Annotated in this window: 28 protein-coding genes; 22 read left to right on the top strand and 6 right to left on the bottom strand. The window is 63.8% G+C overall.

The window, feature by feature from the left end; translation table 11 throughout:
* The first annotated feature begins 242 nt into the window (after positions 1 to 242).
* Positions 243 to 827 carry a LysE family translocator gene (locus RAD04_RS07485; RefSeq protein ID WP_461623254.1) on the top strand — a complete coding sequence of 195 codons (585 nt, stop codon included), beginning with the start codon at positions 243 to 245 and terminating at the stop codon, positions 825 to 827.
* A gap of 27 nt (positions 828 to 854) precedes the next feature.
* Here RAD04_RS07485 and RAD04_RS07480 read toward each other — a convergent pair whose 3' ends face one another.
* A complete protein-coding gene (locus RAD04_RS07480) occupies positions 855 to 1919 on the bottom strand; it encodes a ketopantoate reductase family protein (RefSeq protein WP_461623253.1) in 1065 nt (354 codons plus the stop codon).
* Positions 1920 to 2393: 474 nt separating this feature from the next.
* On the opposite strand from RAD04_RS07480, the gene RAD04_RS07475 reads away from it, so the two are divergent.
* Both RAD04_RS07475 and RAD04_RS07470 read left to right on the top strand, forming a co-directional pair.
* Entirely contained in the window at positions 2394 to 2729 is a 336-nt protein-coding gene (locus RAD04_RS07475) for a hypothetical protein (protein ID WP_461623252.1), read from the top strand.
* Positions 2730 to 2750: 21 nt separating this feature from the next.
* Positions 2751 to 3833 carry an alpha/beta hydrolase family protein gene (locus tag RAD04_RS07470; RefSeq protein ID WP_461623251.1) on the top strand — a complete coding sequence of 361 codons (1083 nt, stop codon included), beginning with the start codon at positions 2751 to 2753 and terminating at the stop codon, positions 3831 to 3833.
* Between the two features lie 76 nt (positions 3834 to 3909).
* Here RAD04_RS07470 and RAD04_RS07465 read toward each other — a convergent pair whose 3' ends face one another.
* A complete protein-coding gene (locus tag RAD04_RS07465; protein ID WP_091960789.1) occupies positions 3910 to 4389 on the bottom strand; it encodes a MarR family winged helix-turn-helix transcriptional regulator in 480 nt (159 codons plus the stop codon).
* 512 nt (positions 4390 to 4901) lie between these two features.
* Here RAD04_RS07465 and RAD04_RS07460 point away from each other — a divergent pair.
* On the top strand, positions 4902 to 6473 hold the full coding sequence (locus tag RAD04_RS07460; protein ID WP_461623250.1) for a porin: 1572 nt from the start codon (positions 4902 to 4904) through the stop codon (positions 6471 to 6473).
* Between the two features lie 616 nt (positions 6474 to 7089).
* Here the strand turns inward: RAD04_RS07460 and RAD04_RS07455 are convergent.
* From RAD04_RS07455 to RAD04_RS07440, 4 genes are all read right to left on the bottom strand, one after another.
* Complete coding sequence (locus RAD04_RS07455) at positions 7090 to 7725, bottom strand: MarR family winged helix-turn-helix transcriptional regulator (protein WP_091960795.1); 636 nt, start codon at positions 7723 to 7725, stop codon at positions 7090 to 7092.
* Between the two features lie 853 nt (positions 7726 to 8578).
* Complete coding sequence (gene fliI, locus RAD04_RS07450) at positions 8579 to 9904, bottom strand: flagellar protein export ATPase FliI (RefSeq protein WP_461623249.1); 1326 nt, start codon at positions 9902 to 9904, stop codon at positions 8579 to 8581.
* 103 nt (positions 9905 to 10007) lie between these two features.
* Positions 10008 to 10736, bottom strand: a complete 729-nt coding sequence (gene flgF, locus RAD04_RS07445) for a flagellar basal-body rod protein FlgF (protein ID WP_104461701.1) — start codon at positions 10734 to 10736, stop codon at positions 10008 to 10010.
* A gap of 3 nt (positions 10737 to 10739) precedes the next feature.
* Positions 10740 to 11525: a DUF1217 domain-containing protein gene (locus tag RAD04_RS07440; RefSeq protein ID WP_461623248.1), complete on the bottom strand. Its 786-nt coding sequence runs from the start codon at positions 11523 to 11525 to the stop codon at positions 10740 to 10742.
* 143 nt (positions 11526 to 11668) lie between these two features.
* On the opposite strand from RAD04_RS07440, the gene motA reads away from it, so the two are divergent.
* The 18 genes from motA to RAD04_RS07350 all read left to right on the top strand — a co-directional run bounded on the left by motA (position 11669) and on the right by RAD04_RS07350 (position 25145).
* On the top strand, positions 11669 to 12565 hold the full coding sequence (gene motA, locus RAD04_RS07435; RefSeq protein WP_028145751.1) for a flagellar motor stator protein MotA: 897 nt from the start codon (positions 11669 to 11671) through the stop codon (positions 12563 to 12565).
* Positions 12562 to 13503, top strand: a complete 942-nt coding sequence (locus RAD04_RS07430; RefSeq protein ID WP_028145750.1) for a flagellar motor switch protein FliM — start codon at positions 12562 to 12564, stop codon at positions 13501 to 13503. Before motA ends, RAD04_RS07430 begins: the two co-directional genes overlap by 4 nt.
* On the top strand, positions 13484 to 13798 hold the full coding sequence (locus RAD04_RS07425; protein ID WP_461623247.1) for a hypothetical protein: 315 nt from the start codon (positions 13484 to 13486) through the stop codon (positions 13796 to 13798). The genes RAD04_RS07430 and RAD04_RS07425 overlap by 20 nt, the downstream gene beginning before the upstream one ends.
* A gap of 76 nt (positions 13799 to 13874) precedes the next feature.
* Complete coding sequence (gene fliN, locus RAD04_RS07420) at positions 13875 to 14264, top strand: flagellar motor switch protein FliN (RefSeq protein ID WP_091960816.1); 390 nt, start codon at positions 13875 to 13877, stop codon at positions 14262 to 14264.
* 2 nt (positions 14265 to 14266) lie between these two features.
* Positions 14267 to 15307: a flagellar motor switch protein FliG gene (locus tag RAD04_RS07415; protein ID WP_091960819.1), complete on the top strand. Its 1041-nt coding sequence runs from the start codon at positions 14267 to 14269 to the stop codon at positions 15305 to 15307.
* 13 nt (positions 15308 to 15320) lie between these two features.
* Complete coding sequence (gene flhB, locus RAD04_RS07410) at positions 15321 to 16406, top strand: flagellar biosynthesis protein FlhB (RefSeq protein WP_461617577.1); 1086 nt, start codon at positions 15321 to 15323, stop codon at positions 16404 to 16406.
* Positions 16407 to 16490: 84 nt separating this feature from the next.
* Positions 16491 to 16871 carry a flagellar basal body rod protein FlgB gene (gene flgB / locus RAD04_RS07405; protein ID WP_461617578.1) on the top strand — a complete coding sequence of 127 codons (381 nt, stop codon included), beginning with the start codon at positions 16491 to 16493 and terminating at the stop codon, positions 16869 to 16871.
* Positions 16872 to 16882: 11 nt separating this feature from the next.
* A complete protein-coding gene (gene flgC, locus RAD04_RS07400) occupies positions 16883 to 17299 on the top strand; it encodes a flagellar basal body rod protein FlgC (RefSeq protein WP_461623246.1) in 417 nt (138 codons plus the stop codon).
* Positions 17300 to 17301: 2 nt separating this feature from the next.
* Entirely contained in the window at positions 17302 to 17631 is a 330-nt protein-coding gene (locus tag RAD04_RS07395) for a flagellar hook-basal body complex protein FliE (RefSeq protein ID WP_018318440.1), read from the top strand.
* 17 nt (positions 17632 to 17648) lie between these two features.
* Positions 17649 to 18437, top strand: a complete 789-nt coding sequence (gene flgG / locus RAD04_RS07390) for a flagellar basal-body rod protein FlgG (protein ID WP_018318441.1) — start codon at positions 17649 to 17651, stop codon at positions 18435 to 18437.
* 13 nt (positions 18438 to 18450) lie between these two features.
* The gene (gene flgA, locus RAD04_RS07385; protein WP_461623245.1) at positions 18451 to 18927 is read left to right on the top strand and encodes a flagellar basal body P-ring formation chaperone FlgA; all 477 of its coding nucleotides are present in this window, start codon (positions 18451 to 18453) and stop codon (positions 18925 to 18927) included.
* Positions 18924 to 20054 carry a flagellar basal body P-ring protein FlgI gene (flgI, locus tag RAD04_RS07380; protein ID WP_461623244.1) on the top strand — a complete coding sequence of 377 codons (1131 nt, stop codon included), beginning with the start codon at positions 18924 to 18926 and terminating at the stop codon, positions 20052 to 20054. Before flgA ends, flgI begins: the two co-directional genes overlap by 4 nt.
* A 67-nt stretch (positions 20055 to 20121) precedes the next feature.
* Entirely contained in the window at positions 20122 to 20892 is a 771-nt protein-coding gene (locus RAD04_RS07375; protein WP_461623243.1) for a MotE family protein, read from the top strand.
* Positions 20893 to 21600 carry a flagellar basal body L-ring protein FlgH gene (gene flgH / locus RAD04_RS07370; RefSeq protein WP_091960834.1) on the top strand — a complete coding sequence of 236 codons (708 nt, stop codon included), beginning with the start codon at positions 20893 to 20895 and terminating at the stop codon, positions 21598 to 21600. It begins immediately after the preceding gene.
* 42 nt (positions 21601 to 21642) lie between these two features.
* Complete coding sequence (locus RAD04_RS07365) at positions 21643 to 22086, top strand: flagellar basal body-associated FliL family protein (protein WP_461617581.1); 444 nt, start codon at positions 21643 to 21645, stop codon at positions 22084 to 22086.
* Positions 22083 to 22823: a flagellar type III secretion system pore protein FliP gene (gene fliP, locus RAD04_RS07360; RefSeq protein ID WP_018318447.1), complete on the top strand. Its 741-nt coding sequence runs from the start codon at positions 22083 to 22085 to the stop codon at positions 22821 to 22823. The genes RAD04_RS07365 and fliP overlap by 4 nt, the downstream gene beginning before the upstream one ends.
* A 241-nt stretch (positions 22824 to 23064) precedes the next feature.
* Complete coding sequence (locus tag RAD04_RS07355; RefSeq protein WP_461623242.1) at positions 23065 to 23970, top strand: flagellin N-terminal helical domain-containing protein; 906 nt, start codon at positions 23065 to 23067, stop codon at positions 23968 to 23970.
* Between the two features lie 263 nt (positions 23971 to 24233).
* Positions 24234 to 25145 (top strand): flagellin N-terminal helical domain-containing protein, encoded by a 912-nt coding sequence (locus RAD04_RS07350; protein WP_461623241.1) that lies wholly within the window; start codon positions 24234 to 24236, stop codon positions 25143 to 25145.
* The last annotated feature ends 29 nt before the right edge of the window (positions 25146 to 25174 follow it).

The raw sequence follows: 25174 nt of genomic DNA, 5'->3' as shown, positions 1-25174 counted from the left end.
TCGCCCGTCAATCCGGCTATCGCGGGCAGGCTTGGAACCTGCTGCCCGCAGCCGGCATCTGGAGTCTCTGCCGAGGCATCTCGGCGGCCTCTGTTACGTAAGGCCAGACCTCGCATGGATGCAACGTTTTCGCAAATCGGCGATCACGGAATGGGCGGATTCGGGTCGATTCCGGGCTTTGACGACCGGATTCGATGATGAAGATCAAACCAAGCCTGGGCAGGGGCTGCTAGCTCAGGCGCATGAGCTTCCTGACCTTCTTCACGGCGACCTATTTCCTGCTGGCCGTGCCCGGGCCGACCAACACTTTGCTCGCGACATCGGGCGCGGGGATCGGCATTGTGCGCTCGCTTCATCTGCTTGTGGCGGAGCTCGCCGGCTATCTGCTGGCGATCGCGCTGTTGCGGCTGGCGCTCGGGCCCATCGTCATGGATATCCCGCTCGCGGCCGTCCTGCTCCGCGTCGCGGTGACCATCTACATCCTGTGCCTTGCCGTCATGCTCTGGCGAGTCAACACGCGCGAGCTGCGCGACGGTGCACCGGTGACGTTCGGCCAGGTGCTGCTCACAACCCTGTTGAACCCGAAAGCGCTCGTCTTCGCCTTCCTGCTCCTGCCACTTGGAGCAGGGCCGCTTGAACTGTTGCCCTGGTTGGGTGCGATTGCGCTTCAGATTGTCACCGCTGGCGCCGCGTGGGTCGCTCTGGGCGCAACGCTCGGGCGCGGCGCGCGCCGTCTCGGGCATCCCGACCTGGTCACGCGCACCGGCGCGGTCACGCTTGTCGCGGTGACCGGCCTGATCTGGCTTCAATCATTCCTGAGCGCGTGAGCGCCGACGTCGCTGGATGCGGCGCGCTTATTGCGCGCCGGATCCGCCCTGCACGATCTTCTCGTTCAGCTTCAGATCGACGGTCTCGACCGTGCGGTCGATCTCGGCGTTGGGTACGCCGAGCTGATGCGAGATCAGCTTCACCAAGAGGTCGACGCGCTCGATGAAGGGCGCGCCGCTCGCGACCGCGCGCGCCGCCGATGACGGCTTGAGCAGGCTCTCGGCGGCCTTGGCGTATTTCGCGAACGGCACCTGGTCCTGCGGATCGGCGCCGAGCTTGCGGGCGATGGCGTCGACGTGGTCGTAGATCGTCTGCGAGCGGCTGAGGTCACCGTGCACGGCGTCGCGGATCGACTGCGGATCGTGCGGCGTGATGCAGCGGTAATTGCCGGTGAGCAGCATCGACCATTTCGCCAGCGGCACGAACAGGGAATCGAACACTTTCAGCTTCACCGGCACGTCGTGGCCGTCGAGCGTCACCGCGTCGATGTCGGCCTCAAGCTCGCGCAGCACCTTGTTGTGCTTCTCGTCGGCGACCACCGACGCCTTGAAGTTGGTGGGCAGGCCGACATGCAGCACGTTGGCGGCTTCTTCCGGCGGACGGAAAGCCTGCGGGTCGGGCGAGCACAGCGTCACCAGCCCCGGCTCGAACCGCTCCCACACCTGTGCATTGGTATAAGCCTCTTCCAGATCCATGTCGGCGAGCGCCGGGATCCGCTTCAGATAGGGCAGCGGCGGCATGTTCATGATCGACAGGCACGGCAGCTTCGCCGCGGCGATCTTGACCATGAGAACGCGCACAGTGTGGTTGGTGTATTGCGGCTCCTGCATCGCAAGGCCGACCATGTCGTAGCGGGAGAGGTCGACATTGGCGGGGGTCACGGCGTCGAGCTTGCCGGGCAGGTTGCGCGAGAAGATCGCCCGGTGCACCGCTTCGTCACGCAGCTTGATGCGCACCTCGGTACCTTCGCGATTGATCAGCTCCGCGGTCTTGGCGCGGCAGACCAGGGTCACATTGTGCCCCGCCATCAGCAGCTTCGTGCCCAGCAGCGAGCCGTAAGAAGCCCCGAGAATCAATATGTTGCGCGCCATATTCCGTCCCTTTGACAATGTGTGTGATTTTTGAGCCCCGGCCGTCATCCGCGGGCGAGTTGCCGGCATGTAAAGCGAAGTGTGCGGGGATGGCAACTGGGATAATGCATACAAGGCGGCGCCGAATTCCGGCGGCCGGGACGGAGTGAGAGCATCCCTCCGGCAATCCTTCCACCCGCCGGCAAGGACCCCGGCTTGCGCGGCGCTCATCCGCGACGGGACCTCATTTGTCGCCCAACGGGCCTCGCTGTCCCGCCACGTGTGGCGGTCCATCGGTTCGCTCGTATGCGACTTTACCGAATTCGATCCGTCGGATGTTTCGCTCATCCCGGCTCGCTGTGAGGCGCGATCGGAGTAGTCACCCTTCGCGCCGATGATCGGCACGTCGGTCTCGCTGTCATCTCATCGTCACATCGCAATCGGCGTCGATGAAGCGGCAATCCGCCGCATCTCTCACCATATCGTGCTTTCACAATGCCGGCCTACGCAGGCATGTATTTTACGTCGGCGAAGCGACGTCATTTCGGTTCGCCGATCGCAACAAGAAACGACAAGGCCCGCATCGCAAGTCTGATCGCAAGGCTGGTGGAGTGCGCGGCAAACAACTGTGTTCAGCGATGGAGCTGGGACGTGACGATTGAGTTGGGGCGGCCTCGACCTCGTGCCGCAGCGGGCTGGTGGGGAATGGCGGCGAAAGACGTCGATGCGGCGGGCAGCATCGACAGGCGCAAGCGCGATGGACGCGATCAGGGGCGGCAGCGATCGCACGCGAAGCCGGCAGGTCTGGGCGCAAGTCCGGGCACCCGTTGACGGCGCCGCTCGGGGGCTGACATGGAAGGTGATCATTGGCCGCACGGCTCGTGCGACGGCGCCGGGCAAAGCCTGTCGCGCTTGCGGGATCGCGCGTCCCAATTTTTCCAAAGCCTGTCCGTCGCGGAGCTTGGGCGTGAGACGCACCGGCATCTGTGGATTTCGGACTGGTTGAAGGTCGCGGACGACTACCGGACCTTGGCCGAATCCGCGCACCAAAACCGATCCGCCTGGGTTTCGCGGGAAGCGTGGCTGTGTTCGCTGACGGCCCTCGAAGTCGTCAGACGCTTGTCTTGTCCGGAAGATGTCGAAAGTGCCGGCCTCGCAGACGAGGTCGGCATCAGCCTGCGAGGTTTCGAGGCGGAGGCCGGACTGGCGATCGAGCGGGTCAAGATTGATTGCTTCGACCAAGGGGCGCTGGCCGGCTTCTTTCTGCCGGCGCTCCGTCGTGGGACTTCCGCGCCGACGGTCATCTGCCTCAGTGACGAGGACATCACCCTGGGCTCGATGATGAGCAGGCTGTTGCCGGCCTCACTCTGCGGGACCATGTCGCTCCTGTTCGTCGATGCCGGCAATTCAACCGTGCATCGCTCCTTCAAGCCGGAGCACAGGCTTCAGTGCTGGTTGGACTATCTGGAGGCTCGCCCCGATGTCGATGCGCGGCGGATCGCAATCTATGGCGAAGGGGAGGGGGCCTCTCATGCGTCCCGCCTTGCCCTCTCGGATCGCAGAATAGCGGCCGCCGTGTGCGATGGCGGACTTTTGACGCCGGTGATGCGTCGAGCATCGCTTCGCTGGATGACCGGTTTCGGGCAGGCGGTCCCTGACGGGGCCCCGACGGGTTCGCTGCCGCCGTCGCGTCGACTCCCGTGTCCGCTACTCATGGTCGTCGGGAGCCGCTCCATGATATGGGAGCAGGATGCCCTCGATCTGCAAGCCGGCTATCGGCAGACCGGAGCCGATTGCTCGGTCGTGGTGCCCAACAATGTCCGGCACCCGCTCGGCGAGGTCGAGAATTTCATTGCTGTCGACGACTTCGTCTTCGAATGGCTCGGCAGCAAGCTCGGAACGGCCCGTCAGCTTGATCCCGTGACCTACCTCTAGCCCCAGGGGACATCGTATTTGAGAGCGGTTTTTGCAGCCATGCTTCGAGGCGGTTGTCTCGAAGCCGCAGCGTGCGTCACGACACGTCGATAGCCAGCAATCGTGCCGCCAGCCGGGCGTTCCTGCCGATCGTTGCGAGCGCGGCATTCAGTTCAGCCAGGGTCTTCTCGTCGAGCTCGTTGAAGATGGTCGAATTCAAGGCGAGCTTTCTCTTGGACAGTTTTTCGATTTCCGTCGTGGCCTTCTCCGTCAGCGACATCAGAACGAAGCGGGCATCGTCCGGCGCCGGCCGCCGCGACAGGAAGCCGCCCTTTTCGAGGCTCTTGGTCTGGTTGGTCACGAAGGCCGGGTGGACCCGCAACTTGTTCGCGATGTCGATGCCGGCGACGCCGCGCCCGTCGTCCAGTTCGGTGATCGCCATCAAGATCAGCCACTGCGGCTCGGTAATGCCCAGCAGTCCGGCCCAGCAGGTATGGATGTCCTCCAGCTGGGAGTGAATTTCGACGACGTTCCAGATGAAGTCCGTAATCGCCCTGTCGAGTTTCTTCTCGATCATGTGGCTGCCCCCCGTTTCCCTCAGTTCACTCTTTTAATGGGATATTGGGGAATCGTCTCGCATATCGCGCATAGACAATTGTGGCGGACACCGCGCGGCGGAAACGGTTTGGGCGGTTTAGTACTTGCAAAAAGCAATTAATTAAATTACGTCTCGCAGCACTCAATCTTTGCTGCTCTTGACCCTGTCGATGGACAGCGATGTGAGACCTCCAAGAAAGCCCTCGGGATGCCCCCTGAGGGCTTTTTCGTTTTGGATTAAAGAGTTAGGTGCCGTTCCGACCGCCTCTGTTGCCATCGGGCAACATCTCTGACGGAAGTTACGATTCACTAAATCAATAAATTGAGGCCGTTGTTTTTATAAACTATACGTGAGGCTACGACGGAGGGGGGGCACCTCACTGTCGTTTCAGTCCGGACCTTCAGTGCGGACCTGAATTGAACGGAAATTAAGTGGGTCAAGCGGCGTCCTCCGAGGAGCCGAGCCCCCTGAACCGACCTGGAGGTTTACTAATGAAGTTGACGAAGACGCTTTTTCTCGGCTCGGCTGCCGGCCTGATGGCCGTCTCCGGGGCGTTCGCAGCCGATCTCCCCGTGAAGGCCAAGGCCGTCGAATACGTGAAGATCTGCTCGCTGTACGGCGCCGGCTTCTACTACATCCCGGGCACCGACACCTGCATCAAGCTGGGTGGTTATCTGCGCGCTGAAGTCGCGTTCAACACCAACAGCAACTACGGCATTTCGAACGGCTCTCCGGCCGGTGCGCACAACCGCCTCAGCAACTACTACCAGATGCGCGCTCGTCAGGATCTCAACATCGACACGCGCACCGCGACCGAATACGGCGTCGTCCGTACCTTCTTCGACGGCGTGTTCACCTGGACCACCGGTGGCTATCAGGGCTCCGGCTCCGCGACGGGCGGCACGGTCTATACCGGCAACCTCGGCCTCAACACCTCCGGCGCGACGCCGGCGCTCGTTGGTTCGTCGATCAACGGCACCGACGGCAACACCTCGGGCGGTTCGCTCGGCGTGTACTACGCCTTCATCCAGTTCGCCGGCTTCACCATGGGTAAGGCCGTGTCGCAGTTCGACGCGCCCTGGACCAACTATCCCGGCAACAACATCGACAGCCTCGTCGGCGGTTCGGGCACGGTCACTGGCGTCAACCAGTTCACCTACACCGCTGACTTCGGTCAGGGCGTGACGGCTTCGTTCTCGGCTGAAGACGCGACGGCCTACTACCAGGCCGGCAACGTGAACCTGACCGGCGCGACCGTCGGCAGCATGGTCGGCGGTACGTACGGCACCAACGCCATCGGCGGCTCGCGTTCGCCGAACCTCGTCGGTATGGTCCGTGTCGACCAGGCCTGGGGCATGTTCCAGGCGTCGGTTGCTGCGCATGACAACCACGTTGCCTACTACGGCGCGAATGAGGCCACCGGTCACCCCGACGACAAGTGGGGTTGGGCGGTTCAGCTCGCTCTGTCGATCAAGAACATCCCGACCGGTGCGGGTGACGTGATCAACATTTCGGGCGTCTACACCGACGGTGCGACCCGCTACAACTTCCAGAACCTGGCGGGCAGCAGCTACTCGATGTTCGGCAGCTCGGGCGTTGCCTATCAGAGCGTCGGCTTCGCCTATGCTCCGGACACCGTGTTCGTCACGGGCGGCCAGCAGGAAACCGTCAAGACCTGGGGCTTCCGCGGTGCTTACACCCACAACTGGGATCCCTACTGGAACACCGCCCTGTACGGTGCCTACGCTCAGGCGCAGTACGGCTCGGTCGCCAAGACCGCTCTCTGCGGCGCTGGCGGTGCAGGCGGCGTGTTCGGCGGTCTCGCCGGTGTCACGGGTTGTAACCCTGACTTCGCCGTCGGCCAGATCGGTATCATCACCCGCTGGACCCCGGTCAAGAACCTGACGTTCTCGGGCGACCTGAACTGGACCCGTCTCGACCAGAAGTACTCGGGCACGGTCGGTTACGCCGGTGCCGGCACGACGGCCAAGCCGGCCGCCCTGTACGAGCTGAAGGATCAGGACAGCGTCACCCTGCTGCTCCGCGCCCAGCGCAACTGGTAAGATCTTTCGAACCACGTGATGAACACCCGGCGGGAAACCGCCGGGTGTTTTTTTGTGCGCCCATCCCGCGTGATGCCTGACGCCCGCGTTGCCCGGATCGAGCCAACGGGTCGCGCGAATGCCCTGCCCGATGGTGTAGGGACCGCTCGCCCGGTACCGCGCGCCGGTCCCGGATTACGCTGGAGCTCCATCCGGGCTACGGCACCGAGCCTGTTTCGCTGCTCTGAGAATCGCGGTGCAAATATTTCGATCTACCGAAATTCGGTTTCGGCGACAGAGGTGATTGCAGGACGCTCAATCATTGCGAGGGGCTCGCGACAAAATTGCGAAGCAATTTTGCGCTGGCGATGAAGCAATCCAGAATCCTTCCGTGGAAAGACTCTGGATTGCTTCGCTGCGCTCGCAATGACGGCGTGGAGAGAGCGGGCGTCATAACTCCGCTCGCGTGCCCCGGACGTAGCGCAGCGTCTCCCCGGCGATGCGAAGCATCTGCGCAGCAACGCTATCAGCGTTTCTGCTTGTCCGGGACACGAGAGAACTGCATGCGTCGTTCAGAGACAGGCGCTGCGTGTCCGCGGGCTGTGCTGCAACCACTCGCGCGGAAATTGCGTACGTCTCAGCCCTGGCTTGCCATCCGCGCGCGGTCGAGATGTTCCTCGATCTTGGGGCGGTCGCGGGTGCGCTCGAAACTGGTGCACAGCAGTTCGGTCTCATCGAGCGAGACCGGAGCGCGATACAGGCGGCACATGAATTCGGCGCTCGCGCGACCTTTGGAGGTGCCCGGGCCGCGTTCGGCGAGAAACATGCAGTCCCGGCAGACGCTGGCATCGAGCCGCTGATGGGCCGCGTCGAGGTGATTGAGAACTTCGCGGAGCGAGTCGCGCAGCCTGACGCATTCGTCGTTTCCAAGCGAGGTGACCGCATTGACCACGTGATTGATCGGGTCGTGCTGGTTCAGGCATTTCTCGCCCTGGGCGGTGACGTGCAGGACGACAGAACGCTTGTCCTCTTGCGACGGCTTGCGCACCAGAAAGGATTTACTCTCCAGCGTCTTCACGATCTGCGATGCAGTTGCTCTGGTGGCGCCGATGAAGCCGGCCAGCGCGGATGGCGTGCGCGAAAACCTGTTGGCGCGGCCGAGAAAGCGCAGCGCCATCCATTCGCGATCGCGCAATCCATGCTGATTGCCTTCGAAATACCAAGCCCTCGCCGCCTGAACCAGCAGCTCGACGGCTTCCCGTGCCAATGGCATGAATCTACCTCGTCCCCGGAACTTCGTCTGCGGCGCCCCGAAGCCGCTTTGCACCCTGGCCCGCGAAACCTTCGAAAGACATCGAGCGGTTGCAGCTGTCCGGCGAACACGTCGTATCGAGCTCTCGTTCGTAGGAACGAATTATAGCGCGCCCGACCCGGACCGATGCGCGTCGCGTGCTTCGGAGTGACGAACTGCGTCGTTGGCATCCCAACAGCGTCGTCGCACGGGAGCCCGAGTTGCCGTCGCCAGCCGACGATGGATCGGAATAGTTCAACCGAAGCCCCTGAGTTCAAGTCACACGCAGACGTTTCTTATATTCCGTTGAAACGATGAATGAGCTTCTCAACAAAATCAAGTAGAGACGCTCGCGCAGCCAGATGTCGTTGCAGGCGAATGACGTTCAAGACAATCTCGCTCATCGGGACACATGATAGTGAACGCAATACGCTGCCCGGCAAGCAACATGCACTCAATTCTGCGACGCCATGATTGCACGGCATCCTGCTGACCGTGATCGACGCAAATTGATCGAAGCTTGTGCATGACGACGATGAGTTCGGCACGTCATCCACAACTTGTGGGTGGAGCCGGAGAATCGTCAAGGGAACTCGGAGGAACTACACGCGTCGGTTGTTGACCGTTATGCTCGCAGAATCGCCGGTGCGGTCGCTTCCGGCGCGGTCGTCCGCTGCTCTCAGCCGAGTAGTGGCGGCGCTCAGGACGGAAAACGGGCGACGGCCGTGCGGCGCATGCGCCGGCGGCGTGGTGGCATGCGTAATCTCCTGTCGAAAACAACGGGCAGGAGCAGGATAGCGGCGCATGTTGCCGGCGGTCGCGGCCTCTCGCGCTGCTACTCGCCCTTGAGCATGTCCCGCAGCTCGCGGAACGGATCGGCACTCGGGGGAGCCGAAGCGTCTTGCCGCATCGCACCGTAGATTCTCGGAACCATGTCGACCGCCTGGTCGAGGCCCGAATCACGTCCCGACTGATAGCCACCCATCAGGCGAAGGTCGCGCGTGTCCTCGTATTTGGCGATCAAGGCACGTAGCTTGCTGACCAATTCGCGCTCTTCGGGATCCCAGACGTTGTGGGCGAGGCGCGAGACCGAAGCCAGCACATCGACGGCTGGATAGCGCGCCTGGTCGGCAATGTGCCTGGAGAGCACGATGTGCCCATCGAGCGTGCTGCGGATGGTGTCGGCGATCGGCTCGTTGTGGTCGTCGCCGTCGACCAGCACCGAGAAGATCCCGGTGATGGTGCCGGAACCTTCCTCGCCGGGTCCGGCGCGCTCCAGGAGGCGCGGCAGATCGGTGAAGACCGTCGGCGCGTAGCCGCGCGCGACCGCAGGCTCGCCGGCGGCAAGCGCGACCTCGCGGGCGGCGTGGGCGAAACGCGTGATCGAATCGACCATGAGCAGCACCGATTCGCCCCGGTCACGGAAATATTCCGCGACCGCCATGGCCGTCTTCGGCGCCAGCCGCCGCATCATCGGGCTTTCGTCGCCGGTCGAGACGATGGTGACGGCGCGCTGGCGATCATTGCCCAGCACGTCCTCGATGAACTCGCGCACCTCGCGGCCGCGCTCGCCGACCAGGGCCAGCACGACGGTGTCGAAACCCTGGCTGCGGGCGAGCATCGCAAGCAGCGTCGATTTGCCGACGCCGGAGCCGGCAAAGATGCCGACGCGCTGGCCGGCGCAGATCGGCGCGAACAAATCGATGACGCGTACGCCGGTGCGCAGCGGCTTGTGCACGCGTGCGCGCTTCATGGCCGAGGGCGCCTCAGCCTCGGCCGAGACCGCCTGTGGGCCCGGCGTGAGGGGCCCCAATCCGTCCAGCGGCGCGCCGAGGGCATTGATGACGCGACCCTTCCAGCTCGGATCGGGCGCGAACGACAAGGGCGGCATCCGGTAGGCGACCGAGCCGAGGCCGCCGGCGAACTGCCGGTCGAACGGCTTGGCGATGATGCCCTCGCTGTCGATTCGCACCACCTCGCCGATCTGCGGCCTGCCGCCCGAATTGACGCCGATGAGCTCGCCGAGCCTGACGAAGCGCGACAGGCCGGAGACACGGAAATGCGTCGGCGCGATCTCGGAGATCGCGCCGCTGACGCTTGCCAGGGGAGTGCTCTGCTGAAGCTCCAGCAGCGCCCACTCGAGTTGCCGAAGAGCGTTCAAGGAAACCGTCCAACCTCAATCTGAAGCATGATCCGGAAAAGTGTGCAGCGGTTTTCCGAAAAGTTCATGCTTGAACAACAAACAAAAGCGCGCGGGGCGCGGTCTACTTGCCGGGTTCGCCCAGCGTCCGGATGGCGTTCTGCAGCGAGCTCTCGGTGCCCTCGATCATCGAATTGGTGCCGTCGAAGGCGCGTGAGGCCGCGATCAGCTTGGTCAATTCCATCATCGGATTGGCGCCGGAGCCCTCGACATAGCCCTGCTTGAAGCCGTCGCGGGAGAAATCGGCGATGGCGCTCGCAGGCCGGTCCGGTGTCACGCCGGAATTGCCGTAGCGCTCGAGATTGGCGTCAGCGGGGATGTTGAACAGGCCGATGGTGCCGATCTCGTTGTTGTCCTGGGTGATCGCGCCGCTGCGCGAGATCGAGACCGGTCCGCCGTTCGGGTCCAGCGTGATCTGCGCGCCGCCGGAATCGACGACGGGAAAGCCGCTCACGGTCTGAAGATCGCCGTTGGCGGCGATCTGGAGCCGGCCGTCGCGGGTGTAAACCGTGCCGTTGGGACCTGCGAAGGCGATCCAGCCCTGGCCAACCACGGCGACGTCGAGCGGATTGCCGCTCTCGGTGATGTTGCCTTGCTCGCGCGAGATGATGTTGTCGCCGGGCGAGGAGAAGGCGACCGGGTTTGCGCCGGCCTTGGACAGCACGGTTTCGAACTTCACCACGTCGGTGCGGAATGCCGCCGTGTTGACGTTGGCGACGTTGTTGGCGATCGTCTGGAGGCGCTTTTCGAGAGCGACCTGGGCCGACAATCCCACATAGAGGGCCGATTGCATGATCTACTTTCCGAGCCGGAGGGACTGAAGTTTCGAGAGCATGTCGATATCCATGCTGGCAGAGCTGGCGCCGCCGATCAGGACCAGCGCGGGATTGGTCGAGCTGTTGCTCTGGGCCTGGGTCGCATCCCACATCGCCGCGAAGCGCTGCACGAATTTGGTGACCTTGGCCGGGTCCTGGAAATCGGTGAGCTTGACCCTGTTCGTGATCATCTTGGCCTGGGCGTCGATGTCGGCTGCGCTGATCGTCGAGGGCAGGCCCAGCGCGGTCTGAACCACCTGCGTCAGCGCCTTGTCCGCCAGCACCTGGTAGGCGGTCGTGATCGTAGACGCCTTGCGGGTGAAATAGAGCGCCAGCCGCAGGCCCTCGTTCTGGTCACCGGCTTTCTGCTCGATCGTCTGCGTGACATAATGGGTCGCCGTCCCGGTCGTGGCCTGGGTGGTCTTCGTCGCGTTGCTGCCGAGGGCGGCGAAGTTGAAGGCGGTGGCGAATTCCCGGTAGCGGGTGTCGGTCAGCTTGTTGGCGAAGGTGTTCTTGTTGCCGACACCCTCGGTCAGCACCTTGCGCATGAACGCCTTGGCGTAGGTCATGTCGCTGAGGCCAAAGGCCTTCATCGCGTAGGAATAGAGACGATAGTCCTTGAGGAAGTCGTCGATCGTCTTCACGTTGCCGATATGGCTCAGGAAATAGTCGGTCTCGCGGCTGACATCCGGTTGTGTCGCGACCTGCGTCAGCGACTTGCCCATGTCCTTGGTCAGTCTGGTGTAGTCCGCGATGGTGGATAGCATGACACGCGCCCCTCTGGCCGCTGTTGCGACGCCGCCCCAAGCTGCCGCCGGTTGCTTGCGCGGGGCTGGCGAGGCGGGAAGCCAGCTTCGCGCAAGGCTCGCCGACTAGATATTCCCAGTGGGATTGGCGATGGAGCGGCGCGTTGGGCAGTTTCGTGGGGATTTTCATCACGGTAGCGGCGCTGCTCGGCGGATTTGCCGCCATGGGCGGGCATCTGGCCGTGCTCATGCAGCCATGGGAGTTCGTCATCATCATGGGGACCGCGGTCGGCACCTTCATCGTCGCCAATCCGTGGAAGACGGTGGTGGATACCGGCGTTGCCTGCATGCAGGCCATCACCGGCGCGGTGCCCGGCCAACGCTACTACCTTGATCTGCTCGGCGCGCTCCACGCCCTGATGCGCGAGCTCAGGGGCAAGGGCCGCAACGAGGTCGAGGCCCATATCGACGATCCCGCGTCCTCCGAGATCTTCAAGGCGTTTCCGAGCGTGCTCGGAGATCCCTCGCTGCTCCAGTTCATCTGCGACTACGTCCGCCTCATCATCATGGGCAACGCGCGCACGCACGAGATCGAGGCGCTGATGGACGAGGAGATCCACACCATCGTGAAGAGCAAGCTGGCGCCCTATCATGCGCTGGTGACGGTGTCCGAGGCGCTGCCGGCGCTGGGCATCGTCGCCGCCGTGCTCGGCGTCATCAAGGCCATGGGCGCGCTCGACCAGTCGCCGAAGCTGCTGGGCGGCTTCATCGGCGCGGCCCTGGTCGGCACCTTCGCCGGCATCTTCCTGTCCTACGGCGTCCTTTCGCCCTTCGCGATCAAGATCAAGATGACGCGCGAGAAGAAGTGCCGGCCCTACATCATCGTCAAGCAGACGCTGCTGGCGTTCATGAACGGCGCCATGCCGCAGATCGCCGTCGAGCATGGCCGCAAGATGATCGCGAGCACCGAGCGGCCGTCGATCGACGTCGTCGAGAACGAGACCATCGCAGGTCCCAAGGCCGTCGTCACCGAGCCCGAACCCAAGGCCGCCCGCGCATGATGATGGAAGACGTCGAGGTCGATCAGCGCAAGCAGCTGCCGAACTACCTGCTGGACGCGGCCGGCATATCGATCGAACGTATGCCGATGCTCAATGTGATCTTCGATCGCATGGCGGCATCGTGTACCGACAGCCTGCAGCCGATGGCGGGAACGCCCTGCTATTTCTCGGTCAACGGCATCACCAACGATCCTCTCGGCGACATTATCAAGGACTACGAGGGCAACGCGGTCGCGGCGGTGCTCTATGCCGAGCAGTGGGACTCGCGCGTCATCATCATGCTGGACCGCGACTTCGTGTTTACGATGGTCGAGGCGATGTTCGGATCCGACGGCGCGGAACCGCCGCTCGATGTCGAACGCACTTTCTCGAACATCGAGATCCGCCTGGTCCAGGCGCTGTTCGAGCGGTTCGCCAAGGCGCTGCAGAGCGCCTTCGCCGGCACGTCGAACGTCACCTTCCGCGTCGAGCGGGTCGAGACGGCGATGGCCTCGCTGGCGATCGGGCGCGCCAGCAACATGTCGATCTGTGCGAACATGATGGTGCAGGCACTCTACCGCGGCGGCCAGATGTTCCTGATCATTCCGCACTCCGCGCTCAACCCGCTCAGGCAGAAGCTCGCTCACGTCGTCGTCAGCGACGGCCGCGCGACCGATCCGCGCTGGCGCGAGCAGATGGAGAGCGAGGTTCACCGCACCGAAGTGACGCTGAGCGCGGTGCTCGACGAGAAGATGATTTCGCTCGAGGACGTCGTGAAATTCAAGGTGGGGCAGGTGCTCGAGCTGGAGGCAACGCCGCGCACGCTGGCGCGCCTCGAGAGCAACAATCAGGTGCTGTTCTGGTGTCAGATCGGCCAGCTCGATGGCTATTACGCCATGCAGGTGGCCGATCCCGTGGATCAGAAACGGGAGTTCGTCGATGATATCCTATCTCGTTGATGCCGTGCTGCTGATCGCGCTCGCCTTCACCAGCATGCGGGTGACCCGGATGCACCGCGAGCTGGCGCGGCTGCGCAGCTACCAGGGCGAATTCTCCACCATCGTCCACGAGACCGCGGGCGCCTTCGACACTGTCATCACCGCGGCGCATGATTCCACCGCCAATCTCGGGCGCCTCGCCAACGTGCTGACCACCAAGATCGATCAGGCCCATGAGGCGATCGCGGCGCTCGATGCGAGGAGCGGGCTCGCGCCGGCCGCGAGCGCAGGCGGCGCTGAGGTGAACAAGCACTGAAGCGAGAGCCGGCAGAACCAATACGAGCGGAACGCCAAGGCGCTCCGGGAGCGGAAATACCAAGAGGCGATACCAGATGGCGCAATCCTTCGACTATGAGTCTGCCACGCGAGCACCGGCCGCCGACGAGGGCCATACCGAAGCGTCTCCGTTGGAGCGGCTGGCGGAGATCGCCGCGCGCACGGCGGAGGAGAGCGGCAAGTTCGCCAATGTCGATGCCATCCTGCGCATTCCGGTCACCATGCAGGTGGTGCTGGGATCGGCGACCATTCCGGTGGCGAACCTGATGAAGCTCGGGCGCGGCGCAGTGGTTCCGCTCGACCACCGGGTCGGCGAGCCCGTCGACGTCGTCGTCAACGGCCGCATCGTCGCCCGCGGCGAGGTGGTCGTCGTCGAGGAGGACAATTCCCGCTTCGGCGTCTCGCTCACGGAGATCGTCGGGCCGCTAGGGCAGGGTGACAGCTGACCATGGCGGCACAGGTCGGCATCGCTCCCGTAAAACAGCGAGGCGTTGCCACGCTGGGCGGTACGGAAAAGGTCGCGGCGCTCCTACTGGCCATGGGCCGGCAGGCGGCCGCGAGCGTGCTTGCGCAATTCGAGCCGCAGGACATTCGCATCGTTACCAAGGCCGCGGCCGAGCTGCGGCCGATCACGGCGCAAGAACTCGAATCCATCGTCGAGGAGTTCGCCCAGCAATTCTCGATGGGCGCGAACATTCTCGGCACCCTCGGTGGCTTGGAGGCCGTGCTCGGCGACGTGCTTCCAGCCGACCAGGTGTCGGCGATCATGTCGGACCTGCTCGGCAATTCGAGCCGGTCGGTGTGGGACCGTGTCTCGTCGGTGTCCGAAAACTCGCTCGCGAGCTACCTGTCCAAGGAGCATCCGCAGACCGCGGCGCTGATCCTGTCCAAGGTCAAGCCGGCCTGCGCCGCCAAGGTCATGAGCCAGCTGCCCTCGAGCCTGCGCAACGAATTGATGCGGCGCGTGCTCAGCCTCAAGCCGATCGCCGACGACGCCATGAGGGTGCTCGAGAAGACGCTGCATGAGGATCTGACGCTGAACTTCGCCCGCAACCTCGGCGCCGACACCTACGCCCGCGTCGCCGACATCATCAACAAGATGGAGCGCGGACATATCGAGGACATGCTGAAGAGCCTGTCGGAGAAGCGGCCGAAATCGGCCGAAGTGCTGAAGGAGCTGCTGTTCACCTTCGACGACGTCATCAACCTGGCGCCGAAGGCGCGCACCATGATCTTCGACCAGGTGCCGACCGATCGTATCGTCGTCGCGTTGAAGGGCACCGACAAGCATTTCCGCGAACTGATCCTGTCCGCGGTCGCCTCGCGCGTCCGCCGCGTCGTCGAGCACGAGCTCGCCATCGGCGAGCCGTCGAACCAGCGCGACGTGCTGGAGGCGCGCCGCGTCATCACCGACCTGGCGCTCGACCTCGCGGAGAAGGGCGAAATCGAGCTCAACCCCGACCAGGAGGATGAGCTGGTCTTCCGCTGACCGCTGAACGGGCATGGCAGAATCATCCGATCAGGAGAGCAAGACAGAAGAGCCGACCGAGAAGAAAGTCCGTGATGCGCTCGAACAGGGCAAGATCCCGGTCTCTCGGGAGGCCTCTATTTTCGCCTCGATGGCCGCGCTGATGGTCATTCAGGCGTTCCTGATCGGCCAGGGCGTGCAGCAATTGACGCCGACGTTGAAGAACCTCCTGGACGATCCCGAAGGCTTCCCGCTCTCGACCGGCGCGGACGCGCAGAACCTGCTCACCGTGGTCGGCCTCGAGGCGCTGCGCTTCCTGGTGCCGCTGGTCGTCACCCTCGGCGCGTTCGGACTCGCCGCCTCGCTGCTGCAAAACGCGCCGCGCCTGGTGCTGGAGCGCATCAAGCCCGACCTGTCGCGAATCTCTCCGATCAGCGGCTGGAGCCGGCTGTTCGGAACGCAGGGACTGGTCGAGTTCGCCAAGTCGCTGTTCAAGCTGGCCGCGGTGACCTCCGTGGTCGCCTTCGTGCTGCGCGCGTCGGAGGCGAAGGCATTCGAGGCGATGTACACCGATCCGGTTGCGCTGCCGGAGATGATTCTCAACATCGCGATGCGGATCGTCTCGGCGATCTGCATCGCGACCATCGTCCTGGTGGCGATCGATCTCGCCTGGGCGCGCTTCCACTGGCGGCGCCAGCTGCGCATGACCAAGCAGGAGATCAAGGACGAGCACAAGCAGGCGGAAGGCGATCCGCTGATCAAGGCGCGCCTGCGTTCGCTGGCGCGCGACCGCTCGCGGCAGCGGATGATCGCGTCCGCATCGCGCGCGACGCTGGTGATCGCGAACCCGACGCACTTCGCGATCGCGTTGCGCTACAAGCGCGAGGAAAATCCGGCGCCGCTCGTGGTGGCCAAGGGCATGGACGTGATCGCGCTGAAGATCCGCGAGGTCGCCGAGCAGAACCGGATTCCCGTGATCGAGAACAAGGCACTGGCGCGCGCACTCTACGAGGCGGTCCAGGTCGATCAGGTGATCCCGGCGGAGTTTTTCCGCCCCGTAGCCGAGATCATCTACTTCCTGCAGTCGAAGCAGGCGCCGCGAACCGAGAAGGTTCAGTAGAATTCCGAGGACGACGTCCTGCCCAACAGCTTGACGAAAGCTTAACGCCCTAGGCTTGCCCCAACGGACAATAACGGGGCTGTCGTGGGACCGCTTTATCTCTTCGAACTCGCATCGTCGCAGGCGCGCTATCTCGAGCTCCGCCAGTCGACCATTGCCACCAACGTCGCCAACGCCAACACGCCCGGTTTCAAGGCGCGCGACGTCGAGCCCTTCAACAAGGTGCTCGACGGCATGCCGGTGAGGCTTGCCATGACGTCGCCGTCGCACATGCAGCTGGCCGCGGCCGAGACCGACACGCGGGCGACCGCGAAGAAGGACAGCTGGGAAGTGGTTCACTCCGGCAATTCGGTCAGCCTCGAGCAGGAAATGATCAAGGGCAGCGACGTCAGTCGCGATTACTCGATGAACTCGGCAGTCGTGCGGTCGTTTCACCGCATGCTGCTGTCGAGCGCGAAGAGCTGAGGTGAATTGAGATGCTGGACTCACTGCAAACGTCATTGACGGTCGCGAGCTCCGGGCTCGAAGCGCAGTCGACGCGTATGCGCATCGTCTCGGAGAATTTGGCGAACGCGACCTCGACGGGGCGTGCCGCCGGCGCCGATCCGTATCAGCGCAAGACCATCACCTTCGATGCCGCGATGGACCGCGCCTCGGGCGCGCAGCTGGCGAAGGTCAAGGAGATCGGGGTCGACACCACGCCGTACCGCGTGGAGTACGACCCGGGACATCCCGCTGCCGACAAGGCCGGCTACGTCAAGCTGCCGAACGTCAACATGATGATCGAGATGGCCGACATGCGGGAAGTCAACCGGTCCTATGAAGCCAATCTCCAGGTCGTGAAACAGGTGAGGTCGATGCTCGGCATGACCATCGACCTCTTGAGGAGCTGACAATGCTTGAGGCAATTTCATCCACTGCGATTTCCGCTGGGCAAGCGGCGAGCCGTGCGACCGAGGCGCAGGCCATCTCGCCGGCGGCTCCGACCGCCATTCAGTCCACCGACGATGTCGGCTTCGAATCGGTGATGAAGCAGGTGACGACCGACGCGATCGGGACGCTCAAGGCAGGCGAAGCGGCGTCGATCTCGGCGATGCAGGGCAAGGAATCGACGCGCAAGGTCGTGGAGGCGTTGATGTCGGCCGAGCAGGCGTTGCAGACGGCGGTCGCGGTTCGCGACAAGGTCGTGCAGGCGTACCAAGAAGTCGTCCGGATGTCGATTTGATCTGAAGGAATGAAGCTGTGAAATCGCTTGCCATTGCGGCCACGGGCATGAATGCCCAGCAGACCAACATCGAAGTCATCGCGAACAATATCGCCAACATCAATTCGACGTCGTACAAGCGTGCGCGCGCGGAGTTCACCGATCTGTTCTACCAGATGGACCGCATGCAGGGCGTCGCGAACGTCAACGGCTCCTCGCCGATCCCGGAAGGCGCCAATCTCGGTCTCGGCGTCAAGTCGGCGGCGATCCGCAAGCTGCACATCCAGGGCGCGCTGACGCAGACCGGTAACCCCTACGATATGGCGATCAACGGCCGCGGCTGGTTCCAGGTGCTCGGTCCGAACAACGAGGTGCAATACACCCGCGCGGGCTCGTTCAACACCAATGCCAACGGCCAGCTCGTCACCATCGACGGCTATCTGCTGGATCCCGCGATCACAATACCGCAGGGCACGGTCGAGGTCACGGTCAACCAGACCGGCCAGGTCTTCGCCAAGCTGGATACCGAGGTGAACCCGCGCCAGATCGGCCAGCTCAACCTCGCCAACTTCGCCAACGAGGCGGGCCTCGAGCCGCTGGGCAGCAATCTCTACAAGGAGACCACGGCGTCGGGCACGCCGGTCGTCGGCCTGCCGGGCGATTCCGGATACGGCAAGATCAACCAGAAATGGCTCGAAGCCTCCAACGTCGACCCGGTCAAGGAAATCACCGAGTTGATCTCGGCGCAGCGCGCCTACGAAATGAATGCCAAGGTCATCCAGGCCTCGGACGAAATGGCCCAGACGGTATCGAAGGGCATGCGCTAGTTCCGGTGTCTCGATGTTGAACAGGGTGGGCCTGATCGTGCGCGGGTTGGCCGCCGTGCTGCTGGTTCTGGCTTCGGCGCGCCTCGCCGAGGCCGAGGAGAAGCGGCTTCCGGTGCCGGCGGTTGCGATCCGCGCCGGCGAGCTGATCCGGGACGACATGATCACCGAGCGCGCATTCGCGCCGAGCCTGCTTGGCGTTGCCATGTTCGTCGAAGGGCGCCAGGTCCTGGTCGGCCGCATGGCGCGGCGCGCGCTGCTGCCGGGCCAGCCCATCCCAACCAACTCGGTGGAAGACCCCTGGACCGTCGCCCGCGGCGCCATGGTCAAGGTCGTGGTGGAAGACAGCGGCCTGTCCATCGTCACTTACGGTTCGGCGATGCAATCGGGTGCGGCCGGCGCGCTCATCCCGGTGCGCAATACGGATACCGGGGTGATCATCAGGGGCGTGGTCCAGCCGGACGGCACCGTGAAGGTCGTGGACGGGTCATGACCAGAATCCTGCTTGCGCTCGTCCTGCTGCTTTCGGCCGCCAGCGCCTATGCCGCCGTCCGCATCAAGGACATCGCGGACATTAAGGGTCTGCGCGAAAACCAGATCGTCGGTTACGGCCTCGTGATCGGCCTGAACGGCACCGGCGATACGCTTCGCAACGCTCCGTTCACGGAGCAGTCCCTGCAATCGATGCTCGAGAACATGGGCATCAACGTCAGGAACGAGACCACGAGCACCAACAATCCGACGCGTCCGACGACGCTGCGCACGCGCAACGTCGCGGCCGTGATGGTGACTGCGGACCTGACGCCCTCGATCGGGCCTGGCGAGCGCATGGACGTGACGGTGTCGTCGCTCGGCGATGCGACGTCGCTGCTCGGCGGTACGCTGGTGATGACATCGATGCGCGCAGCGGACGGCGCCGTCTATGCGGTGGCGCAGGGCGCGATCACGGTCGCCGGTTACAGCGTCGGAGGCCAGGCGCAGAACGTCAGTCAGGGCACGCCGACGGCTGGGCGCATCCCGAACGGTGCGCTGGTCGAGCGCGAGGTGCAGGGAAGTCTCCATGAGATGGAGTTCCTGGTGCTGCAGCTGAAGAACCCCGACTTCGTTACCGCAACGCGCATCCTGGACGCCATCAACCGCTACGCCGGTGGACGCTACCGCGCGCAGATCGCCTTCGAGCGCGACTACCGCACCATCGTGCTGTCGAAGCCGCGCCACATCGGCCCTGTCCGCTTCCTCGCCGAGATCGGCGAACTGACGGTCGAGCCGGACACGCCGGCACGGGTGGTGATCAACGAGCGCACCGGCACGGTCGTGATCGGGCGCGACGTGCGGATATCGACCGTGGCCGTGACGCACGGCAATCTGACGGTTCGTGTCACGGAGATGCCCGTGGTGTCGCAGCCGGCGCCGTTCTCGCGAGGGCAGACCGTGGTGGTCCCGCAGACCGTGGTCGAGGCCAACGAGGCGGGATCGCAGGTGGCTATCCTCAGCGGGGTCGATCTCCAGCGCCTCGTGCGCGGGCTGAACCAGATCGGCCTGAAGCCGTCGGGCATCATCGCGATCCTGCAGGCGATCAAGACGGCTGGTGCGCTCCAGGCCGACGTCATCGTGCAATGATGCGCAAGCGTCGTGCAAGCTTGGTCGCTCAATGCTGGGGTCTCGACCGAGAATCGCACGCGGCCCGATGCTGAAGCTGGATCACAAAACCAAACTCCTCCTGCTGGTCGCGGCATCCGTGCTCGCGGGCGCGTCGCCCGTGCTGGCCCTGGACGAGGCCAAGCCGCCGAAGCCGCTCAATCTGCTCTCCTTCGCGCGCGCCCGCGCCTCCGGCCCGCAGAAGCCGCTGCCGGTCACCACGATGCCAGGCGACAATGCGTCGATCCGGGCGACGGCATGGGCGGCCGAAGACCAGGGACCTGCGACTACCGGCACGGTGCCTGCTTCCCAGACGCCAGCGGCTGCACCTGCACCACCAGCTGCACCGGCACGTCCGGCCAAGCCCGGCAGCGTCACGGCGCCGTCGAAACCCGCGCCGCCGGCCGCTGTATCCGCGGACAATGAAGTCGCCCTGTTCTGCAGCAACGTCGCCGACCCCGCCGTCGATGCGAGGCTGGCCTGGCAGCTCAAGGAGCTGGAAAAGGCCGAGAGCCTGCTCCGCGAGCGGATCGCCGAGGTCGAGGCCAAGCGCGTCGAGTATGAGAAGTGGATGGCGTTGCGCGATGACTTCCTGAAGAAGGCCGAAGCCAGCGTCGTCGAGATCTATTCGCGCATGAAGCCCGAAGCTGCGGCGACCCAGATTGCCGGCATGGCGGATGAGACTGCCGCCGCCGTGCTCGCCAAGCTCAGCCCGAGGAACTCGAGCGCGATCTTCAACGAGATGGATACGGCACGCGCGGCGCACCTCGCCGACCTGCTTGGCGGAATGCGTCGCGTGGATGACGGAAAGACCAAATAGATGAAGAAGCCGATCCTCATCCTCTCGCTCGTGCTGGCGTCCGTGCCCTTGGCCGGATGCTTCCATGATCCGTCCGAGGTCCTGACCGGCCCGCAAATGTCGCCGGTCGGCAGTGGCCTCCGGACCCAGGCAGATCCGATCCCGGTGACGCCGCGCATGCGCACGCCTGTCAGCTATCGCTCGACCTGGGACGACGGCACCGATCTCTACCGCGATCCCCGCGCCCGGCGCACCGGTGACGTCGTGACCGTGATCATCTCGATGCAGGACAAGGCCAAGCTCGACAACAAGACCGGGCGCTCGCGCGATTCGCAGGTCAAGTTCGGGCTCGACTGGCTGATGGACGTCGCAGGGTGGAGCGACAAGGGATCGACCAACGCCAATCTCAGCACCAACACCCAGATCAAGGGCAACGGCCAGATCGATCGCACCGAGGATATCAAGCTCTCGATCGCGGCCATCGTCACCGACGTGTTGCCGAACGGCAATATGATGATCAGCGGCTCGCAGGAGTTTCGCGTCAACACGGAGATGCGCGTGCTCAACGTCGGCGGCATCGTGCGTCCGCGCGATATCTCGCGCACCAACACGATCTCCTACGAGAAGATCGCCGAAGCCCGCGTGTCCTATGGCGGTCGCGGAAATCTGTCCGACGTGCAGCAGCCTGGATGGGGACATCGGATCTATGACGCCGTGGCACCATTCTGAAGTCCGCGCCGGTCTGGCCGCGTCGCGAGGGCAGGGGACGTGATGCGCCTGATTGCGGCCATCGTGGCGCTGACCCTTGTCGCGATCGGTGCGGGCGCGCTGGCCGGGCTGCATCTGTTCGCGGCTGCCGAGCGTGTCGCCGACGCGAAGAAGACCGCCACGCCGCCGCCGCTTGCCTCGAGCTACGCCGGCAGCGCCCGGCTCAGGAAGCTGTCTCCGATCGTGACCAATCTGTCCGCGCCGGCCAACAACTGGGCCCGCATCGAAGCCTCCATGGTGACCGAGAGCATGAGCGACGAGGATGCCGGCATCCTGGCCGCCCACATCAGCGAGGACATCGTCACCTATCTGCGGTCGGCGACGGTGACCCAATTCGAGGGATCGCGCGGGCTTCAGCATCTGCGCGACGACCTGACCGAGCGCGCCAATATCCGCTCGTCGGGCAAGGTGCGCGAATTGATCATTGAGACCCTGGTGATTCAGTGAGAGTGAAAATCCTGCTGCTCGCGTTGGTTCTGGTCGTGCTGCCCGAAGTGGCGCTCGCCCAGATACCGGACCTTAACTCGCTGCTGCCGCCCGGAAACGGCTCGACCAGCGGCCGGATCATCCAGCTGATGGCGCTGATCACGGTGCTGTCGGTGGCGCCGGGACTGCTCATCATGGTGACGAGCTTCACGCGATTTGCGGTGGCGCTGTCGTTCCTGCGCGCCGGGCTCGGCCTGCAGACCACGCCGGCCAATTTGGTGCTGATCAGCCTCGCGCTGTTCATGACCTTCTACGTGATGGCGCCGACGTTCGATCGCGCCTGGGAGACCGGTGTCCAGCCGCTGATGAAGAACGAGATCTCGGAAGAGCAGGCCTATCTGAAGATCACGGATCCGTTCCGCGAGTTCATGCTGGCCCATGTCCGCGACAAGGATCTGCAGACCTTCGAGTCGCTCGCCGCGGAGAGCTTTCGCAAGAAGTTCGACGACAAGCGTGTCGATTTGCGCGTCATCATCCCGGCCTTCATGATCTCCGAGCTGAGGCGTTCGTTCGAGATCGGATTTCTCATCATCCTGCCGTTTCTCGTCATCGACATGATCGTGGCGACGCTGACGATGTCGATGGGCATGATGATGATGCCGCCGACGATCCTGGCGCTGCCGTTCAAGATGCTGTTCTTCGTGCTGATCGACGGCTGGAATCTGCTCGCCTCCGGACTGGTGCGCTCGTTCTCGTAACGGCGGCGACCGACGGCCCGGCGCGTTATGGTTAGCGGAAAGTAATATTAACCATATGATATTGCTGATGAATTCAGGCAGATCTTAATCCGCCGGCAAGATTCGACGTGTTAGCAAGGCGTCACGGCGGGTTGGACCTCACCCATATCAGTCCAAAGGCATGATGCCGCCCCTCCGTACCGGTGCAAGTCCGGTATGTCCCCTGATGAAAATGTAACGCGTACATAAAGGGACATTCGCAATGTCAAGCCTGCTCACGAACTCGTCCGCCATGACCGCGCTCCAGACCCTGCGGTCTGTCAGCTCGCAACTCTCCACCACGCAGAGCCGGATCTCCACCGGCCAGCGCGTGGCTACCGCCGCGGACAACGCCGCCTACTGGTCGATCGCGACCTCGATGCGCGCCGACAACGCCGCGCTCTCCGCCGTCTCCGACTCGCTCGGTCTGTCGGCCGCGACCGTCGACACCGAGTACACCGCTCTGAACAAGGTCCTCGGCGACAGCAACTCCGGCCTGACCAAGCTCCAGTCGCTGCTGGTCGAAGCCAAGACCGCCGGTATCGATCGCAGCAAGATCCAGTCGGAAATCACCCAGATTCAGCAGGACATGAAGAACGTCGCCAGCGCGGCGACCTTCAACGGCGTCAATTGGCTGAGCACGAACGCCTCCACGCCGACGACCGTCAATCTCGTGTCGTCGTTCTCGCGTGTCGGCTCCACGCCGACCACCAGCTCGATCACGGTGACCGTCGCCAACTACTCGCTCTACACCTCGAGCACGAGTGGTATCCTCGACACGGTGAGCGGCAGCGCGTCGGTCGACAGCCTCAACATCGGTGCACTGACCGACTCGGCTGCGGACCAGACCATTCTCGATGGTTACATCGCGAAGGTCACCGCAGCGATCGGCACGGTGTCTTCGGGCGCCGCCAACCTCGGCGCCATCAAGAACCGTATCTCGAACAACTCGGAGTTCGTGAAGTCGCTGATGGACTCGGTGGATCGCGGTATCGGCCAGCTCGTCGACGCCGACATGAACCAGGAGTCCACCCGCCTGGCGGCCCTGCAGGTCCAGCAGCAGCTCGGCGTTCAGGCGCTCTCGATCGCCAACAACAACAGCCAGAGCATCCTGTCGCTGTTCCGCTAAGCCTTCGACGATCTCAGGAGGGCCGCGCTTCTTGCGAAGCGCGGCCCTTTCGTTTGCCTGACGCGCGGACGGTGATTTCGGCTGCCCTGTTGCAACGGGATCACAACGCCACAAGCCTCGCACAAGCTTCGTTGACTAGTCTGGCCGCTACGACGGATTGGGTTTACGCGCATTTCCGCAGCCCAAAGGCATGATGCCGCCCTGTCGTACCGGTGCAAGCCCGGTATGTCCCCATCCAATCTGTTTTCAAAGGGACATCAAAGATGGCTTCCAGCCTGCTTACCAACTCCGCTGCAATGACTGCGCTCCAGACCCTCCGGAATGTCAGCGCCAACCTGCAGACGACCGAAAACCGCATCTCCACCGGTCAGCGCGTCTCGACCGCTTCGGACAACTCGGCCTATTGGTCGATCGCGACCTCGATGCGCGCCGACAACGCCGCGCTCTCCGCCGTCTCCGACTCGCTCGGTCTGTCGGCTGCGACCGTCGACACCGAATACACCGCTCTGAACAAGGTCATCGGCGACCAGAACTCCGGCCTGACCAAGCTCCAGGCGCTGCTGGTCGAAGCCAAGACCGCCGGTATCGACCGCAAGAAGATCCAGTCGGAAATCACCCAGATCCAGCAGGACATGAAGAACGTGGCCAATGCGGCGACGTTCAACGGCGTTAACTGGCTGAGCACCAACGCCTCCACCCCGGCCACGGTCAATCTGGTGTCGTCGTTCTCGCGCGTCGGCGCCACGCCGACGATCAACACCATCACGGTGACGGTCGCCAACTACTCGCTCTACACCTCGAGCACGAGTGGTATCCTCGATACGGTGAGCGGCAGCGCGTCGGTCGACAGCCTCAACATCGGTGCGCTGACCGACTCGACGGCCGACCAGACCACGATCGATACCTACATCGCGCAGGTCACCGCCGCGATCAACACGGTCAGCCAGTCCGCCGCCAACCTCGGCGCCATCAAGAACCGCATCTCGAACAACACTGAGTTCGTGAAGTCGCTGATGGACTCGGTGGATCGTGGTATCGGCCAGCTCGTCGACGCCGACATGAACGCGGAATCGACCCGGCTCCAGGCGCTGCAGACCCAGCAGCAGCTCGGCGTTCAGGCGCTCTCGATCGCCAACCAGAACAGCCAGAGCATCCTGTCGCTGTTCCGCGGCTAAGCGGCGCTTTCGAAAACGACCGTGCTCCC

This window comes from Bradyrhizobium sp. 25ACV (genome assembly GCF_054863005.1).
The sequence above is the reverse complement of the archived record's forward strand: the minus strand, read 5'-3'. Positions and strand labels throughout refer to the sequence as shown.

Excerpts from the sequence above, each read along its gene's own strand:
- RAD04_RS07475 (WP_461623252.1), top strand. The coding sequence starts at position 2,394 with ATGCCGGCCTACGCAGGCATGTATTTTACGTCGGCGAAGCGACGTCAT.
- flgC (WP_461623246.1), top strand. The coding sequence starts at position 16,883 with ATGCTGGACTCACTGCAAACGTCATTGACGGTCGCGAGCTCCGGGCTC.
- RAD04_RS07480 (WP_461623253.1), bottom strand. The coding sequence starts at position 1,919 with ATGGCGCGCAACATATTGATTCTCGGGGCTTCTTACGGCTCGCTGCTG.
- RAD04_RS07430 (WP_028145750.1), top strand. The coding sequence starts at position 12,562 with ATGATGATGGAAGACGTCGAGGTCGATCAGCGCAAGCAGCTGCCGAAC.
- flgA (WP_461623245.1), top strand. The coding sequence starts at position 18,451 with ATGTTGAACAGGGTGGGCCTGATCGTGCGCGGGTTGGCCGCCGTGCTG.
- RAD04_RS07365 (WP_461617581.1), top strand. The coding sequence starts at position 21,643 with ATGCGCCTGATTGCGGCCATCGTGGCGCTGACCCTTGTCGCGATCGGT.
- RAD04_RS07460 (WP_461623250.1), top strand. The coding sequence starts at position 4,902 with ATGAAGTTGACGAAGACGCTTTTTCTCGGCTCGGCTGCCGGCCTGATG.
- RAD04_RS07425 (WP_461623247.1), top strand. The coding sequence starts at position 13,484 with ATGATATCCTATCTCGTTGATGCCGTGCTGCTGATCGCGCTCGCCTTC.
- flhB (WP_461617577.1), top strand. The coding sequence starts at position 15,321 with ATGGCAGAATCATCCGATCAGGAGAGCAAGACAGAAGAGCCGACCGAG.
- flgI (WP_461623244.1), top strand. The coding sequence starts at position 18,924 with ATGACCAGAATCCTGCTTGCGCTCGTCCTGCTGCTTTCGGCCGCCAGC.
- RAD04_RS07485 (WP_461623254.1), top strand. The coding sequence starts at position 243 with ATGAGCTTCCTGACCTTCTTCACGGCGACCTATTTCCTGCTGGCCGTG.
- RAD04_RS07355 (WP_461623242.1), top strand. The coding sequence starts at position 23,065 with ATGTCAAGCCTGCTCACGAACTCGTCCGCCATGACCGCGCTCCAGACC.
- RAD04_RS07440 (WP_461623248.1), bottom strand. The coding sequence starts at position 11,525 with ATGCTATCCACCATCGCGGACTACACCAGACTGACCAAGGACATGGGC.
- RAD04_RS07465 (WP_091960789.1), bottom strand. The coding sequence starts at position 4,389 with ATGATCGAGAAGAAACTCGACAGGGCGATTACGGACTTCATCTGGAAC.
- flgH (WP_091960834.1), top strand. The coding sequence starts at position 20,893 with ATGAAGAAGCCGATCCTCATCCTCTCGCTCGTGCTGGCGTCCGTGCCC.
- RAD04_RS07470 (WP_461623251.1), top strand. The coding sequence starts at position 2,751 with ATGGAAGGTGATCATTGGCCGCACGGCTCGTGCGACGGCGCCGGGCAA.
- RAD04_RS07415 (WP_091960819.1), top strand. The coding sequence starts at position 14,267 with ATGGCGGCACAGGTCGGCATCGCTCCCGTAAAACAGCGAGGCGTTGCC.
- RAD04_RS07395 (WP_018318440.1), top strand. The coding sequence starts at position 17,302 with ATGCTTGAGGCAATTTCATCCACTGCGATTTCCGCTGGGCAAGCGGCG.
- RAD04_RS07375 (WP_461623243.1), top strand. The coding sequence starts at position 20,122 with ATGCTGAAGCTGGATCACAAAACCAAACTCCTCCTGCTGGTCGCGGCA.
- flgF (WP_104461701.1), bottom strand. The coding sequence starts at position 10,736 with ATGCAATCGGCCCTCTATGTGGGATTGTCGGCCCAGGTCGCTCTCGAA.
- RAD04_RS07455 (WP_091960795.1), bottom strand. The coding sequence starts at position 7,725 with ATGCCATTGGCACGGGAAGCCGTCGAGCTGCTGGTTCAGGCGGCGAGG.
- RAD04_RS07350 (WP_461623241.1), top strand. The coding sequence starts at position 24,234 with ATGGCTTCCAGCCTGCTTACCAACTCCGCTGCAATGACTGCGCTCCAG.
- fliN (WP_091960816.1), top strand. The coding sequence starts at position 13,875 with ATGGCGCAATCCTTCGACTATGAGTCTGCCACGCGAGCACCGGCCGCC.